Origin of the sequence: Salinisphaera hydrothermalis C41B8 (assembly GCF_000732535.1) — a bacterium.
In the GTDB taxonomy this organism is placed as follows: domain Bacteria; phylum Pseudomonadota; class Gammaproteobacteria; order Nevskiales; family Salinisphaeraceae; genus Salinisphaera; species Salinisphaera hydrothermalis.
On the sequence record NZ_APNK01000052.1, the window covers coordinates 1 to 15213 of the forward strand.

Genomic DNA, 15213 nt, shown 5'->3' on the forward strand with positions numbered 1-15213 from the left:
TCCTCGGCTACGTCGTGCGCTGGGTCGACCAGGGCGTGGGCTGCTCCAAGGTGCCGGACATCACCGACACCGCGCTCATGGAAGACCGGGCCACCTGTCGGATCTCGTCGCAGCACATCGCCAACTGGCTGCATCACGGCATCACCAACGAAAACGACGTGCGCGAGACGTTGATGCGCATGGCCAAGGTGGTCGACCGCCAGAACGAGGGCGACCCGAACTACACGCCGATGTCGGCCGACTTCGACGCGTCGATCGCCTTCCAGGCGGCCTGCGATCTGGTGTTCAAGGGCCGCGAACAGCCGTCGGGCTACACCGAGCCGGTGCTGCATGCCCGCCGGCGGGAGCTCAAGGCGGCGCGCGCAAGCTAAGCTCCAGCCTGACTTGATGCGAAGAGTCGGCTGCGATCGCCTGCGCAGCCGAGCATAAAAAAAGCCCCGCTGAAGCGGGGCTTTTTCGTGGGCGGCGTGCGGAGCTAGCCGCCGACCATGGTACGCAGGGCCAGATAATGAAACATCCAGATCGTCAGGCCGACCGCCATGAAGAACAAGGGCACGGTAAGTACGAGCGACACCGTGTGCCAGATCATGGTCTTGGACAGGTCCAGCTTGAACAGCAGGAAAAGCTGACCCAGCCCGGCAATCACGGCCAGCACCGTGATCCAGGTCAGCGTATCGCTCTGGGACAGATCGAAGCCGACCGTGACCAGGCAGGCGATGCCCATTGCTACGATGCCCAGCACGAAGGCCGCGATATACATCGCGCTGCTAGCACTGCGGACCTCGGGGTGCGTCAACGGATTGTGTTCGTCGTGTGCCATCAGCTCGCTCCCATGAGATAGACGTAGGTATAGACGCAGACCCAGATCACCGCCTGGAAGAACCAGAAGATACGCAGGTTGATGAAGCGTCCGACGACGGTTTCCGTGAAGCCTTCACGCGAAATCTGGATCAGCATCGCGGCCATCCAGATCAGGCCCACGAACACGTGGCCACCATGAACCCAGACGATGGTCCAGAAGTCCGACAGAAAGGCGCTGGCCTGCGGTACGGCCCCTTCACCCACGAGGCCGGCGAATTCCCATACTTCGACCAGCAGGAACAGCACGCCGAGCCCGAGCGATGCGCCCATCCAGCGGACGACGCCGGCGCGGTCGTCGTTCTTGAGCGCGACGCTGGCCAGCCCGTACATCAGCACGCTGGTAAACAGGAACAGCGTAGGCAGCAGACCCTCGACCGGATCGATGACCTGGCTGGCCGTGATGTCGCTCGTGCCGTAGGCATGAGTGTAGACCCCATGAGCCGCGAACAGGGCGGCGAAGATCATGGCGTCGCTCATCATGTAGAGCCAGAACCCGATCGAGCGCAGCCCGATCGCGTCCGGGTGCCCGGCATCCGGCGCCCAGAGAGTCACCGGGCTGCGATCGCGGTATCGGTTGTTGTCGTGTCGTGACATAACGATTGTCTCCGGTTGCGCGATCAGTGCTGGGTGGCCGGCGAGCCGTGCTCACCGGTCTGATGGATCGAGGCATGCGCCCGGTCGTCCATCTTCTCCAGATACGCGGTCTCGATACGCTCGACCTCCGAGGCCGGCACAATGTAGTCGATATCCTTCTGGAACATCCGGAAGATCAGCGTGCCGATCACGCCCAGCAGGGCGAAGCCGGCCAGCCACCAGACACGCCACACGGCCGCGAAACCGAACACGCCGGTGAAGAAGGCCAGCACGATGGGCACCATGGTGTTCTTCGGCATGTGGATATCGGCGTAATGGTCCGGCTTGAGCGAGGTCAGGCCGTGCTCACGCCGCCAGGCCCATTCGTCGATGGAGTGCACCACCGGCGTTGCCGCGAAGTTGTAGAACGGCGGCGGGCAGTGCGTGGCCCATTCCAGATTGCGCGACGTTTGCCAGGCGTCCGAGGTGACGACGGCGTTCTTCTTGCGGTCGCGGATCGACACCACGATCTGCAAGAGGAAGGCAAAGATCGAGGCCACGTACAGGCCGATACCGAACACTTCCAGCAACAGCAACGGCCACCAGCCCGGGTGCGCGATGTAGTCCAGGCGTCGGGTCATGCCAAGGAAGCCCAGGGCATACATCGGCACGAACACGAACACCGAGCCCGACCAGAACAACCAGAAGAAGATCTTGCCGAGCTTCTCGTCGAGGTGGAAGCCGAAGACCTTCGGCCACCAGAACGAAACCGCGCCGAACAGCGCGAAGGCAATGATCAGGAACATGTTGTGGAAGTGGGCGACCACGAACACGCTGTTGTGCGAAACGTAGTTGATCGCCGGGATCGCGAGCATCATGCCGGTGGCGCCGCCACCGATCAGCAGCAGGATCGAACCCAGCGCCCAGAGCATCGGGGTCTCGAGGCGCACGCGGCCCTTGATCATGGTGAAGGCCCAGTTGAATACCTTCACGCCGGTCGGGATGCCCACCAGCATGGTGGCGATCGAGAAGAAGGTATTCACCACCGGTCCCTGACCCATGATGAAGAAATGGTGCAGCCACACGGCCCAGGACACGCCGGCGATCGCCATCGTCGCCACGATCATGGCGTTATGGTTGAACAACGGCTTTTCCGAGAACGTGGGTACGATCTCCGATAGGAAACCGAACGCCGGCAGCACGACGAAGTACACCTCCGGGTGGCCCCAGATCCAGAACAGGTTGGTGTACATCATGAAGTTGCCACCGCCATCGGCGGTGAAGAAATGCGTGCCCACGTAGCGATCCAGCGTGAGCAGCAACAACGCGATGGTCAGCACCGGGAACGACGTCAGGCCGATGATGTTCGTGCCCAGCGTGGTCCAGGTAAAGATCGGCATGCGCATCAGCGTCATGCCCGGCGCGCGCATCTTCAGGATGGTGGCAATCAGGTTGACGGCACCCACCGTGGTACCGATCGAACTGATTTGTATCACCCATATCCAGTAGTCGACACCCACACTCGGGCTATGGGCCAACTGCGTGAGGGGCGTCAGACCGACCCACCCGGCATGCGAGAAATCGCCGATGAACAGCGAGGCCATGACCAGACCCACTGCGACGATGGTCATCCACAGGCCGACCGCGTTGAGGAACGGGTACGCCATGTCGCGGGCGCCGATCTGGATCGGCATGATCAGGTTCATGAACCCGACCAGCATGGGTGTGACCGCCAGCAGGATCATGATCGTGCCGTGGGCGGTGAACACCTGATCCATGTGATATGGCGTCAGATAGCCGTGGGTGGCCCCCAATATGCCGGGTGAGTCCGGCCCGACGGCGGCCGCCTGCTGGGTGCGGATCATCAGGGCGTCGAAGAAGCCGCGGAACAGCATGACCAGACCGACGATGATATACATCACGCCGATCTTCTTGTGATCGACGGTGGTCAGCCATTCACGCCATAGCCAGCCCCACAGCTTGAAGTAAGTCAGCGCTGCGACAACCACAAGGCCACCGCCGACGGCCAGCACGAATGCGAAGCCGATGACCGGGTTGTTGTAATGCAGTTGCAGGAGCAGCGGCAGGCGGCCCCAGAACCAGTTCCACGGTCCTTGTAAATCAACAAACATCAGTTATTGCCTCGGTTCGGTGTGCCGGTGGCATGCGCCTTGAATTCTTCGCTCTGCATGTCTTCGGTCATGAAGATCGGCTTGACGTCGGCGATTTCGCCCGACTTCACACCCTTGATGACCTTCGTGAACAGGTTCGGGTCGACCTGGCCATACAGACGCCACGTATTGCCGGTGTTGACCGTGGGCTTTGCGAATTGCTTGAACTTCGACCACGTCATCTGGTGCGGCGAAGCCTTGGCCTTGGCCACCCACTGGTCGAATGCCTGCGGCGTAACGGCTTTCATCTTGTAGTTCATCCAGGAAAAGCCAGGGCCGCTGAACTCGGTCGAAAAGCCGCGGTAGTCGCCGGTCCGATCGAGATAGAAATTATGTTTAGTCCGCATGCCCGGCATGATGTAGATCTGGTTGATCACCTTGAGCACGTAGAAGTCGTTGGTGACGCCGGCCGACGTCAGGCGCATCTCGACCTTGCGCTTGGTCGGGACGATCAAACGATTGGCGACCGCGATGCCTTGTTCGGGGTAGACGAAAAGCCATTGCCAGTCGGTGGTGATGACATCGATCTTGAGCGGTTTCTGCTGATGCCCAGAGGTATCGACTGCCTGTTGCACCGAGGTCGGGTGGTAGGGCTCCACCGCGCGGATGCCCTGGTAGCTGAAGTAGGACATCACACCCACGACCATCAGCGGAACACCCCAGACCACGATCTCCACTAGCCAGGAATGGTTGAACGTCGGGTCGTAGCGGCCGCGGCCGCCCTGGCGATAGCGGAAGAACGCCCAGATGACCAGGGCTGTCGCCGGTATGATCACAACCGCCAGCAACAGAATATCGACGATCAGGTAGTAAACCGACGACTGGGCGATGGGACCGTTCGGATGCAGGATCCAGAGCCAGTCATCGGAACTGCAACCGGCGAGGGGCACCAGGATCAGCAGAAGAAGGCATGCCTTCAACGCACGGCGATAATTCACTGTTTTCATGAGCGATCAGTTCCACTGGATGGGCGGCGACCGTGCAGTACGGCGTATCCGTCAAGACAGAATACGATATGCACTACATCGTCGACGCAGCATTTGGATGTGCACAGTGTCCTGGCACACGTCTCATGCATGCGCACTGTACGCAACTACGACGATAGTCGGATGCGCGGCGTGTTCATGTTGCATCAGATCGCGCCATGCGTCCATCTCGTAGCGCCGGGCCATGCCTGGCGGCGTACTGTTTTTATAAACTAAAGCAGAGAGTTGCAGCGATCCGGCGATACGAACGATCGGTCGTGCCCGGTCGTTGGTTCGCTGCGCACCGGTTCGGTCTCGCCAACGACCGGGCATCGTTCGATACGCCGGACGGGGTAACAAACGAGAAATTCATCCCATCGCCCGTACGCGCTGCGAGCCGGATTCCGTACACCCCTCGTGCCGCAATCGACGAATTTGTCGTTAATATAGCCCACTCATGTCCGAAACACGCCAACGAATTGTTCACGCCCGCCTACTCGTTGCGGCGCGATCGACATGATGAACCTGCGTCACCTTGCGGTTTTTCACGCCGTGGCGCGTTTGGGCAGTTTGTCGCGAGCCGGTCAGGAGCTGCACGTTACGCAACCGGCGTTGTCGCGCGAGTTGCGCGCTTTCGAGCAGCGTCTGGGAGTGCGTCTGTTCGACCGCCACCCGCGGGGGATGAGGCTGACCGAACCCGGGCGTCTGCTGGCCGGTTACGCGGACCGACTGTTCGCCATCGAAGCCGAGGCGAGCGCGGCCATGAGCGCGGCAGCGAGCGCACGCCGAGGGCGTCTCGCGATTGGGGCAAGCAATACCGTCGGGACCTACGTTCTGCCCGCGATATTGGCAAGCTTCCGGCGCGACCAGCCGGAAGTCGATATCGCGCTGCATGTCGACAATACGCAACACGTTGCCGAAGGTGTGGCGGACATGCGCTATCTGGTTGGATTCATTGAAGGCCCGCTACATGTCGACGGGCTGACGGCGGCGCTGTTTCGAACCGATGTCATCGTGCCCGTGGTTGCCGCCGCTCTCCCGGACGGCCGCACGCACGCGGACCTGCCGCTGTTATTGCGCGAACCGGGTTCTGGCACACGGGAACTGATCGACGAGCGGATCGCGACCACACCCATGGCTCAGGCGCCGGTCATGGAGTTCAGTAACACCGAGGCCCTGAAACAGGCCGTGATTCACGGCGGCGGCGTAGCCTGGCTACCGCGTATTGCGATCACCGGCGAACTCGAGCGCGGCCAGCTTCGTATTTTCGGGGCTCAATCGCTGCAAATAACCCGTGAATTGCGCCTGATTACGCGTCGGAACGCGTATTTGCCTCCGGTAGCCGAGGCGTTTATCGACGCGGCGATGCGCGGCGTGTGATGCAGGCGCATCTTGATTGTGCCTCCGGTATGCATAAAAGGCATGGAATAGTTTCCGAATAAGCAATTCAAGGCAAGCTCTCCACAAGGTAGATTCGTTAATGAGCTATAAGGTCATATCTGAATCGAATAACGAGAGCCGCCATGTCGAATGCTGCCAGGCCAGCCGAGCCCGACCTGCCGCGTTGGGCCAAGGTGATCGACCAGACCACCTGCATCGGTTGTCATGCCTGCACCACCGCTTGCAAGTCTGAAAACGGCGTACCGGTCGGCGTATCCCGAACCTATGTGAAATCGGTCGATGTCGGCGAATTTCCGGATGCCCGCCGCGCGTTCCAGGTCACGCGGTGTAATCAATGCACCGATGCCCCCTGTGCCTCGGCCTGCCCGACCGGAGCGATGCACAAGCGCGCTGACGGCATCGTCGATTTCAACAAGGACATCTGCATCGGCTGCAAGGCGTGTATCGCGGCCTGCCCGTACGACGCAATCTTCATCAATCCCGAAGATCATTCGGCCGAGAAGTGCAATTTCTGCTCGCATCGGATCGATTCCGGCCTGGAGCCGGCCTGTGTAACGGTCTGCCCCACGCAATCGATTTTCGTCGGTGATCTCAACGATCCGAACTCGCGTGTGGCTCAAGCGGTCAATCGCGAGCCGGTGTCGGTACGCAAACCGGAAAAGAACACCCGCCCCAAGATGTTCTACAAGGGGGCTCATCAGGCCACCCTCGATCCGTTGGCCGCCGAACGCCCGGCCGGTGGCGACTTCGCCTGGGCCCAACAGGCCAAAGGCAGCGGCGGGTTCTTCGACAACATCGTGCCGTCGGGCAATCCGCTGGGCGGCAACTCAGCCGCTGCCACAAAGTTGTCCTACGACCAGACCCATCGCAGCCCCTGGGATTGGCGTGTATCGGCCTATACCTGGACCAAGAATATCGGCAGCGGCATTTATCTGATGGCGATGCTGCTGGTCGCTACCGGGTTTATGAGCCCGGACAATCCACTGTGGCGCTGGGTGGCGCCCATCGGCGGCGGTTTCTTCGTGGCCGTGACCTGTCTGCTGTTGGTCGCGGATCTGTCGCATCCGTTCCGGTTCTGGTTGATCTTCTGGCGCGGGCGCTGGGAAAGCTGGCTGGTCAAGGGCGGGGTGATCCTGGTCGCCTACAGCGCGCTGCTGCTGGCGCATTTCGTCTCCAGCATCATGGGCGCGACCTGGGTATCGGTTTGGTTGATGGCACCCGGCGCAATTCTGGCCGTGCTCAGCTCCATCTACACCGCCTTCCTGTTCGGTCAGGCCAAAGCCCGCGATCTGTGGCAGAACCCGCTGCTGGCGCCGCATCTGCTCACCCAGGCAATGGCCGCCGGTTCGGCGGTCGTGGTGCCGTTCGCCATCATCTTCGCTCCGCAGACCACACAATGCGTGCTGTGGATGACCGGCGCGGCGACGTTGGTTCATCTCGTGTTCGTCGGCGCTGAATTCACCGCGCCCAGCCCCAGCGAGCATGCGCGTGTGGCCCATTACGAAATGACCCGCGGGCGCTTCAAGAAGTTCTTCGCCGCCGGCGTGGCCCTGTCGGCGATCGGCCTGCTCGCCCCTTGGCTCGGCGTCTGGGTCTGCCTGTTCGCCTTCCTCGGGCCGCTGGCCTACGAGCATGCCTTCGTGCAGGGCGGCCAGGCCGTGCCGCTGGCTTGAGGGGCACGAGATGCGTTCGCGAAGCCTATTGATCCGCAGACCAACGCCGATCGACGCCGATATTAAAAAACCACGATCGCCGACTCGTGGCCCTCTGTGCCTGAGTGAGCGTTACACGCTGCGGGAGTGGGATTCCGAAGGCATTTTCGTCCGCAGATACACACAGATGGACGCAGATAAAGAAACGCGATGTCTTTCATTCCGCGTGGCTGAAAATCTTGGCGGCCGTGATGACCTGCGCCGTAGTACGCCGCCACCCGAAAATTGTCTTTTCGATCTGCGTGACTCTGCGCTGATCTGCGGACGAATTTCCTTGATGCGCCGCCCGCGCATCGTGGCGCGCGGATGCCTGGAGAATCCACGATGAAACCCAAGAACTGGATCGCGGCCCTCAATGCCCGTGTCTCGGCGTTCAAGAGCGAAACCGAATCGCAAGGCAAGACGTTCTACCCGGGCGCGAGCCGCATCGATCTCGCAAGCTTTCCGCCCAAGGAACACTGGGACGACTGGATCGCGCTGGAACCCGTGGCCGGCACCGGCAAGCGACAGGAAAAGCATTACATGCTGGTGCCGACCACCTGCTTTAATTGCGAGTCGGCCTGTGGTCTTCTGGCCTACGTCGACCGCGAGACTCTGGAAGTGCGCAAGTTCGAGGGTAATCCGGAACATGCGGGTTCGCGCGGCCGTAACTGCGCCAAGGGCCCGGCCACGATCAACCAGGTCACCGACCCCGATCGCATCCTGTATCCGCTGAAGCGGGCCGGGGCCCGTGGCGAGGGCCAGTGGACGCGGGTCAGCTGGGACGAAGTCCTCGACACGCTCGCCGAGCGCATCCGCAAGGCGATCGTCGAAAAACGCCACCGCGAGATCATGTACCACGTCGGCCGGCCGGGTGAGGACGGCTTCACCGAAGACATCCTCAAAGCCTGGGGCGTGGACGGACACAACTCGCATACGAACATCTGTTCGTCGAGCGGGCGGGCCGGTATTCAGTACTGGATGGGCTATGACCGGCCGAGCAACGACTTCGCCAATGCCGAAGTGATCCTGCTGACCAGCTCGCATCTGGAAGCCGGGCACTATTTCAACCCGCATGCCCAGCGCATCATGGAGGCCAAGAAACGCGGCGCGCGTCTGATCGTGGTCGATGTGCGCATGTCCAACACGTCCACCCATGCCGACCACTGGGTTTCGCCGTATCCGGGTAGCGAGCCGGCGATCTTCCTCGCCGTGGCCCGTCACCTGATCGAGATGAAACGCTATAACCGCGAATTCGTGCGTCGTTGGTGGAACTGGCACGAGTACATGACCGCCGAGCGGCCGGACGAGCCGGCGACCTTCGAGGCTTTCGAAAAAGTGCTTGGCGAGCTCTATGCCGACTACACCTTCGAGTACGCGGCGGCCGAATCGCAAGTGCCGGTCGCCCAGATCGAAGCGGTCGCCGAGACCATCGCCGGGGCGGGCACCAAGCTCTGTACCCAGAACTGGCGGTCGGCGGCGGCCGGTAATCTCGGCGGCTGGCAGGTCTCGCGCACTCTGTTTCTGCTCAATGCGCTGCTGGGCGCGATCGGCGTGGAAGGCTCGACTTATCCCAACGGCTGGACAAAGTTCGTCGGCAAGCGGCCCATCAACGCCGGCCATCCGGAGCACTGGAACGACCTGACCTTCCCGCTGGAATATCCGCTCGGGATGAACGAGATGTCGTTCCTGTTGCCGCATTTCCTCAAGGAAGGCCGTGGCACGCTCGATACGTATTTCACCCGTGTATACAACCCGGTCTGGACCAATCCCGGCGGCTTCGACTGGGTCGAGATGCTGTCCGACGAGTCGAAGATCGGCCTGCATGCCGCGCTTACGCCGACCTGGAACGAGACCGCCTATTTCGCGGATTTCGTTCTGCCGATGGGCCATTCCTCGGAACGCCACGATCTGGTCTCGACCGAGACCCACAACGAGAACTGGGTGACCTTCCGTCAACCCGTGGCACGCGCGGCCCGCGAGCGCCTCGGCGAAACGATTACCGACACGCGTGAGGTTAATCCCGGCGAAGTCTGGGAAGAAAACGAATTCTGGCTGGAGTTGACCTGGCGGATCGACCCCGACGGCTCACTCGGCATCCGCCAGCACGTCGAGTCGATGAGCACGCCCGGCGAGCGCCTCTCGCTGGATGAATACTACGGCTGGATCTTCGACCATTCGATCCCCGGCCTGCCGGACAAAGCCGAGGCCGAGGGCGTGACGCCGCTGGCTTATATGCGCCGCTACGGTAATGTCTCGATCGGTGCGGTGGGCGAAGCCCTGTACGAAAACGAGATTCCGCCCGAACAGCTCGAAGACGAGCATGTCGACCCGCACGGCCGGGTCTATACCCGGGCGGCGGCACCGCCCCAGGTCAACGGCGCACCCACGCCCAATCCGGAACCGGACGCCGAGGGGCGTCGCCCGGCGGGCGTAGCGATCGACGGCACGGTTCGCGCCGGCTTTCCGACGCCAAGCGGGCGGCTCGAGTTCTATTCCTCGACACTCGCGCAGTGGGGCTGGCCGGAGGTGGCGCTGCCGACTTATATCAAGAGCCATATCCACCGCGACAAGCTTGCCGCGGACCAGATGCCGCTGATCCCGACCTTTCGTCTGCCGACCCAGATCCATACCCGCGGCGCGAACGCGAAATGGCTGAGCGAACTGGCGCATAACAACCCGGTATGGATTCATCCGCAGGATGCGGAGCACAAAGGCATTGCCGACGGCCAGCGGATTCGTGTCGAGACCGAGCTCGGATTCTTCGTGGCCGAAGCCTGGGTCACCCAGGGCATCCGCCCCGGCGTGGTCGCCTGCAGTCATCACATGGGCCGTTGGCAGTTCACCGGCAGCACCGATCACCACCAGCGGACGATGGAAACCACGCTGGCGCACGACGGCGGCCACTGGTCGCTCCGGCCGGTCGAGCACAAGCAGCCGCTGGCTCCGCAGTCCGGCCCGGACGCCAAACGCGTGTGGTGGACGGCGGTCGGCGTGCACCAGAACCTCACCTTCGGCGTGCATCCGGACCCGGTCTCGGGCCAGCACTGCTGGCACCAGGCCGTACGGGTCCGCCCGGCCGAACCCGGCGACGTGCCCGGCCAGATCCATGTCGATCTGGAAAAATCCGATGCCGTCTACCGCGAATGGCTGGCCATGACGCGCCCGGCGGACCGGGTCTCGCCGGATGGCACGCGGCGCCCGGGCTGGCTGCTGCGCCCGCTCAAGCCGACCGCCGAAGCCTGCAAACTGCCGGATAGCGTGTCGTCATGAGCGCGACGGCCTCTGCGGATCTGTTGCGACTGCTGGCCGCCATTGCCGAGTCGCCGTCGTCGGCTCATGCTGACTATGCCCGCGCGCTGGGGCTGGCGGCGCCGGCCACGGCCGCGGATTGGCAGGTCGCCCATACCATGGCTTTTATCGAGCAATGCCCGCCGTTCGCTTCCACGATGCTGGGGGAGGGCGGCCAGATCGGCGGGGCCGCAGCGGCGCGGGTGGCCGATTTTCGGGCACTGCTCGGCGCCGAGGTCGAGACGGCGCCGCCGGATGTGCTCCCGGCGCTGCTGGCCGATTACGCGGAACTGGTCGAACGCGCGGCGAGCGATGCCCGCGCGGCGCACGCGCGCGCGGCCATGCTCTGGGAACATCTGCTGTCTTGGGTCATGCCGTATCTGGATGCCGTCAATCGCAGCGCGCCGGCGCCGTACGATGGCTGGGCGACGCTCATGCGCGACGTACTGCTGGCCGAAACGCAGGCCGTCGCGCCGCCCGATCTACTGCCGCTTCAGCTTCGCATGGCGCCGCCGGCCCTCGATCTGGCGCACGCCGAATCGGTGGATGCCGCGGTACGCGCGCTGCTGGTGCCGGCCGCCAGCGGTATCGTGTTGACCCGAGTCGATCTCACCCGTGCGGTGATCGCGCTCGAGGCCGGACTGATCCAGAACAGCCGGGCCTTCGCGCTTGGCCAGCTGGTCACCCAGGATGCGCCGGCGACGCTCGACTGGCTGGCCGCCGAGGCGCGCGATCAGGCGATCGCGCGGATGGCCGAGATCGAGTCTCTGGGCGTCGTCGGCCAATTCTGGGCGGACCGTGCGCACGCCACCGCTGAGGCGCTGGACGATCTGGCCCGCGTCGCTTCGGCCCGACGCGTGTCATCCGGCGCGCATTGAACGCGCCCGGCTTTTACACCCTGTTTTTTGATTCCAACAACCCCGATACTGACAACCGATGAGCGAGCAAGACGACCGATCCCACAAGACGTCCGAAGAACACGAACCGGACTATCGCTTCACGCTGGCCAACGAACGCACGTTCCTGGCCTGGATCCGGACCGCGCTGGCTCTTCTGGCCGGGTCGGTGGTGATCGTGCAGCTGGTGCCGGACCTCGGTATTCCGGAAGGGCGACAGGCGATCGCCGCGGTGCTCGCGATCGTGAGCATGGCGGTGGTGGCGGGCAGCGCGCTGCGCTGGCATGCCAGCCAGAAAGCGATGCGCTTCGATGCACCGCTGCCGTCTACGCTGATGCCCTGGTTGCTGGCACTGGGCGTGATCGTCGTCGGCCTGATTGTCACGCTTCTGGTGCTCATCTATGGGGTGAAAACCAGTGTCTGAGCGGCTGATTCCCGGTCGCCCCGGGCTGCAGGCCGAGCGTACCGACCTGGCCTGGGCGCGAACCTCGCTCGCGTTCGCGGCCAATGGGGTGCTGCTCCTGTTCCGACATGAAATGTCGGCCCCGTTGTGGCTCCATCTCACTGCGGCCGGACTGGCGGTCACGCTGCTTGTATTCACGTTGATCACATCGCGTCGGCGCCGCCGCGTACTCGAATGTCGCCCGTTGCCCGAGCCGTTGGCCGACTGGACTTCTCTCGGTCTGCTGGCGGGGGGCACGATCCTGCTTGCGCTGATCACGCTGGCGTTGGTGCTGGCGCCGATCTGGTCGAAGATCTAATCTGGCAGGTCGCTCGGCTATAATCCGGCACTCGTTCCGTCCGGAAGCTGGAAGATCGCGATGACTCGTGGTGGGCAAAACCCCCGGTATCTGTGTGCGACAGTCGGGCACTCGCGCGGCGCACCGGTCGCGGCATGACGTTCATCGCCCTCGCCATATTCGTTGCGACGCTCGCGCTGGTGATCGTCCAGCCGCGCGGGCTGGGCATTGGCTGGAGTGCCACCGCCGGCGCGCTGGTTGCCCTGGCGGCCGGCGTGGTGTCGCTGGACGACGTCGCCACCGTCTGGGGCATTGTCTGGAACGCGACGCTGACCTTCGTCGCCATCATCATCATCAGCCTGTTGCTCGACGAGGCCGGCTGGTTCCGCTGGGCGGCGTTGCACGTCGGCCGGGCCGGCGCCGGTCGCGGGCGCCGTTTGCTGGTGCTCGTCATGCTGCTGGGCGCACTGGTGGCGGCCGTGTTCGCCAACGACGGCGCCGCGCTGATTCTGACCCCGATCGTGTTCGAAATGCTGGTCGCCCTGGGTTTCTCTTCCGGGACGACGCTGGCGTTCGTGATGGCGGCGGGATTCATCGCCGATACGGCCAGCTTGCCGCTGGTGATCTCCAATCTCACCAATATCATCGTGGCCGATATGTTCGGCCTTGGCGTGGGGCGTTACGCGCTGGTGATGGTGCCGGTGGATCTCGTTGCCATCGGCGCCTCGATCGCCGTGGTGCTGTGGTTCTTCCGGCGCGACGTGCCCGCCACCTACGAGGCCGAGCACGCGCTGTCCGATCCGCGCGAGGCGATCGCCGATCGCGCGGTTTTCATGGCCGGCTGGTGGGTGCTGGGCGTGCTGTTGGCGGGTCTGGTCGCGGCCGACTGGTTCGGCCTGCCGGTCTGTGTGATCGCGATCGCGGCGGCCGTGCTGTTGCTGGCCGTGGCCGCCCGCAGCCCGGCGATTCATCATCGGCGCGTGTTGCTGCAAGCCCCGTGGCAGATCGTGGTGTTCTCGCTGGGCATGTATATCGTGGTGTTCGGGTTGGTCAATACCGGCCTGACCGATTGGCTCGCCCAGGGCCTCCAGTATCTCGCCGCGACCAACGTCTGGCTCGCGAGCGTGGCCACTGGCGTGCTGTCTGCGGTGCTATCGGCGGTCATGAACAATCTGCCGACCGTGCTGGTGGTCGCGCTCGCCACCCAGGCAGCCCATGCCAGCGGTTTGATGCACGAGGCCATGGTCTACGCCAACGTTGTGGGCGTGGATCTCGGGCCCAAGCTCACGCCCATCGGCAGTCTGGCGACGCTGCTGTGGCTGCACGTGCTGGAGCGCCGTGGCCTGTCGATAAGCTGGTCCCAGTATTGCCGGATCGGCTTCGTGCTGACCGTGCCCGTTCTCTTGATCAGCCTCAGCGCCCTGGCGGGCTGGCTATGGCTGCTGCGCGTGCTCGGAGGGTGACGCCGTAACCGGTGTTATCATGCGAGGATCGTGCCGGCTCGCGGACCGTTCCGGGCTGCGCCGCACGGTGCTGATTTTAAAGAGGGACGACAATGAAACGATTGCAATCGTGGGCCGCGCGTCTGGGCGCTGCGGCTGTTGTGCTGGCGGCGGCCACTGGTATCGCGGCCAACGCCCAGGCTGAGACCGTGAAGTTCGGGGCCGCGCCCTGGCCGGGCGTGACGGTCAAGACCACCGTGGCTCAGAAGCTCCTCGAAGCCATCGGCTACGACACGAAAGTGACCAATGCCAGCTGGACCATTGCACTCCAGGGCGTGGCGCGCGGCGATATCGATGCCGATATGGGCATCTGGATGCCGACCCAGAAATCGACCGTCGAGCCGATGGTCAAGTCCGGCAAGATCAATCTGCTGGTCAAGAACGTGCCCGATGCCAAGTATGACCTGGTGGTGCCGGACTATGTCTGGAACGCCGGCGTGCACAGCATCGCCGATCTGAACAAGCATGCCGCCAAGTTCGATCATCGCATCTACGGTATCGAGGCCGGCAACGACGGCAACCAGATCATGCTCGATGCGATCAAGAACAATACCTATAACCTCGGCAGCTGGAACCTGCGCCCGTCGTCGACCGCGGTCATGCTGACCGAGGCCGGCCGCAAGATCGACAAGAAACAGTGGATCGTCTTCCTGGGCTGGAAGCCGCACTGGATGAACATCAAGTACCACCTCAAGTACTTGAAGGACCCGAAAGAGATCTGGGGCGGCGGCTCCGCGGTCTACACCGCCATCAACCCGGCGTTCGAAAAGAACAACCCGAACGTGACGCGTTTCCTCAAGCAGATGGTGGTGCCGTCCAAGATCCAGAGCGGCTGGATCTACAAGTATGGCTACAAGCATCAGGCCGCCGACAAGGTCGCTGATCAATGGATCAAGGCCAATATGGACGAAGTCGCCAAGTGGATGGATGGCGTGAAGACCGCCGACGGCTCGGGTGACGCGCTGGCCGCGGTCAAGAAGAAGTTCGGCAGCTGATCATCGGCTGAACTCGCGGTCGGCTCCGTGCCGGCTGCCGAAGCCGGAGCCCGTATCTCGGGCTCCGGCTTTTTTTAGGTTCATCGCACTTTACCGGGAAACGCGGCTTTGATTTTGAGGAAGAAGT

13 protein-coding genes and 1 pseudogene are annotated in these 15213 nt (G+C 63.1%); 10 read left to right on the forward strand and 4 right to left on the reverse strand.

Annotation, left to right across the window (positions count from 1 at the left end):
* Nucleotides 1-371: pseudogene (locus C41B8_RS18200) on the forward strand (malate synthase G); the annotation flags it as partial.
* Between the two features lie 104 nt (nucleotides 372-475).
* Here the strand turns inward: C41B8_RS18200 and C41B8_RS18205 are convergent.
* The 4 genes from C41B8_RS18205 to C41B8_RS18220 are packed head-to-tail and all read right to left on the reverse strand — an operon-like array spanning nucleotide 476 to nucleotide 4552.
* Nucleotides 476-820: a hypothetical protein gene (locus C41B8_RS18205; RefSeq protein ID WP_037341501.1), complete on the reverse strand. Its 345-nt coding sequence runs from the start codon at nucleotides 818-820 to the stop codon at nucleotides 476-478.
* Nucleotides 820-1455 carry a cytochrome c oxidase subunit 3 gene (locus C41B8_RS18210; RefSeq protein WP_037341502.1) on the reverse strand — a complete coding sequence of 212 codons (636 nt, stop codon included), beginning with the start codon at nucleotides 1453-1455 and terminating at the stop codon, nucleotides 820-822. The genes C41B8_RS18205 and C41B8_RS18210 overlap by 1 nt, the downstream gene beginning before the upstream one ends.
* A gap of 23 nt (nucleotides 1456-1478) precedes the next feature.
* Nucleotides 1479-3566 carry a cbb3-type cytochrome c oxidase subunit I gene (locus C41B8_RS18215; RefSeq protein WP_051883761.1) on the reverse strand — a complete coding sequence of 696 codons (2088 nt, stop codon included), beginning with the start codon at nucleotides 3564-3566 and terminating at the stop codon, nucleotides 1479-1481.
* Complete coding sequence (locus tag C41B8_RS18220; RefSeq protein ID WP_051883762.1) at nucleotides 3566-4552, reverse strand: ubiquinol oxidase subunit II; 987 nt, start codon at nucleotides 4550-4552, stop codon at nucleotides 3566-3568. Before C41B8_RS18220 ends, C41B8_RS18215 begins: the two co-directional genes overlap by 1 nt.
* 534 nt (nucleotides 4553-5086) lie before the next feature.
* Here C41B8_RS18220 and C41B8_RS18225 point away from each other — a divergent pair.
* The 9 genes from C41B8_RS18225 (at nucleotide 5087) to C41B8_RS18260 (ending at nucleotide 15086) form a co-directional block, all read left to right on the forward strand.
* A complete protein-coding gene (locus tag C41B8_RS18225) occupies nucleotides 5087-5950 on the forward strand; it encodes a LysR family transcriptional regulator (RefSeq protein ID WP_198025289.1) in 864 nt (287 codons plus the stop codon).
* Between the two features lie 143 nt (nucleotides 5951-6093).
* Nucleotides 6094-7644, forward strand: coding sequence for a 4Fe-4S dicluster domain-containing protein (locus tag C41B8_RS18230; protein WP_051883763.1), 1551 nt, complete (start codon nucleotides 6094-6096; stop codon nucleotides 7642-7644).
* A 10-nt stretch (nucleotides 7645-7654) separates the two neighbouring features.
* On the forward strand, nucleotides 7655-8011 hold the full coding sequence (locus C41B8_RS20570) for a hypothetical protein (RefSeq protein ID WP_156962588.1): 357 nt from the start codon (nucleotides 7655-7657) through the stop codon (nucleotides 8009-8011).
* Entirely contained in the window at nucleotides 8008-10935 is a 2928-nt protein-coding gene (locus C41B8_RS18235) for a molybdopterin dinucleotide binding domain-containing protein (protein WP_037341503.1), read from the forward strand. The genes C41B8_RS20570 and C41B8_RS18235 overlap by 4 nt, the downstream gene beginning before the upstream one ends.
* Nucleotides 10932-11831 (forward strand): molecular chaperone TorD family protein, encoded by a 900-nt coding sequence (locus C41B8_RS18240; protein ID WP_037341504.1) that lies wholly within the window; start codon nucleotides 10932-10934, stop codon nucleotides 11829-11831. The genes C41B8_RS18235 and C41B8_RS18240 overlap by 4 nt, the downstream gene beginning before the upstream one ends.
* 58 nt (nucleotides 11832-11889) lie before the next feature.
* Entirely contained in the window at nucleotides 11890-12273 is a 384-nt protein-coding gene (locus C41B8_RS18245; RefSeq protein WP_037341506.1) for a YidH family protein, read from the forward strand.
* A complete protein-coding gene (locus tag C41B8_RS18250) occupies nucleotides 12266-12610 on the forward strand; it encodes a DUF202 domain-containing protein (protein WP_037341507.1) in 345 nt (114 codons plus the stop codon). The genes C41B8_RS18245 and C41B8_RS18250 overlap by 8 nt, the downstream gene beginning before the upstream one ends.
* Before the next feature lie 134 nt (nucleotides 12611-12744).
* On the forward strand, nucleotides 12745-14052 hold the full coding sequence (locus tag C41B8_RS18255; RefSeq protein ID WP_037341514.1) for an arsenic transporter: 1308 nt from the start codon (nucleotides 12745-12747) through the stop codon (nucleotides 14050-14052).
* 92 nt (nucleotides 14053-14144) lie between these two features.
* Complete coding sequence (locus C41B8_RS18260; RefSeq protein WP_037341508.1) at nucleotides 14145-15086, forward strand: ABC transporter substrate-binding protein; 942 nt, start codon at nucleotides 14145-14147, stop codon at nucleotides 15084-15086.
* The last annotated feature ends 127 nt before the right edge of the window (nucleotides 15087-15213 follow it).

Bases quoted from the DNA above. Each gene is read 5' to 3' on its own strand.
- C41B8_RS18205 (WP_037341501.1), bottom strand. From the start codon at position 820: ATGGCACACGACGAACACAATCCGTTGACGCACCCCGAGGTCCGCAGT.
- C41B8_RS18210 (WP_037341502.1), bottom strand. From the start codon at position 1,455: ATGTCACGACACGACAACAACCGATACCGCGATCGCAGCCCGGTGACT.
- C41B8_RS18215 (WP_051883761.1), bottom strand. From the start codon at position 3,566: ATGTTTGTTGATTTACAAGGACCGTGGAACTGGTTCTGGGGCCGCCTG.
- C41B8_RS18220 (WP_051883762.1), bottom strand. From the start codon at position 4,552: ATGAAAACAGTGAATTATCGCCGTGCGTTGAAGGCATGCCTTCTTCTG.
- C41B8_RS18225 (WP_198025289.1), top strand. From the start codon at position 5,087: ATGATGAACCTGCGTCACCTTGCGGTTTTTCACGCCGTGGCGCGTTTG.
- C41B8_RS18230 (WP_051883763.1), top strand. From the start codon at position 6,094: ATGTCGAATGCTGCCAGGCCAGCCGAGCCCGACCTGCCGCGTTGGGCC.
- C41B8_RS20570 (WP_156962588.1), top strand. From the start codon at position 7,655: ATGCGTTCGCGAAGCCTATTGATCCGCAGACCAACGCCGATCGACGCC.
- C41B8_RS18235 (WP_037341503.1), top strand. From the start codon at position 8,008: ATGAAACCCAAGAACTGGATCGCGGCCCTCAATGCCCGTGTCTCGGCG.
- C41B8_RS18240 (WP_037341504.1), top strand. From the start codon at position 10,932: ATGAGCGCGACGGCCTCTGCGGATCTGTTGCGACTGCTGGCCGCCATT.
- C41B8_RS18245 (WP_037341506.1), top strand. From the start codon at position 11,890: ATGAGCGAGCAAGACGACCGATCCCACAAGACGTCCGAAGAACACGAA.
- C41B8_RS18255 (WP_037341514.1), top strand. From the start codon at position 12,745: ATGACGTTCATCGCCCTCGCCATATTCGTTGCGACGCTCGCGCTGGTG.
- C41B8_RS18260 (WP_037341508.1), top strand. From the start codon at position 14,145: ATGAAACGATTGCAATCGTGGGCCGCGCGTCTGGGCGCTGCGGCTGTT.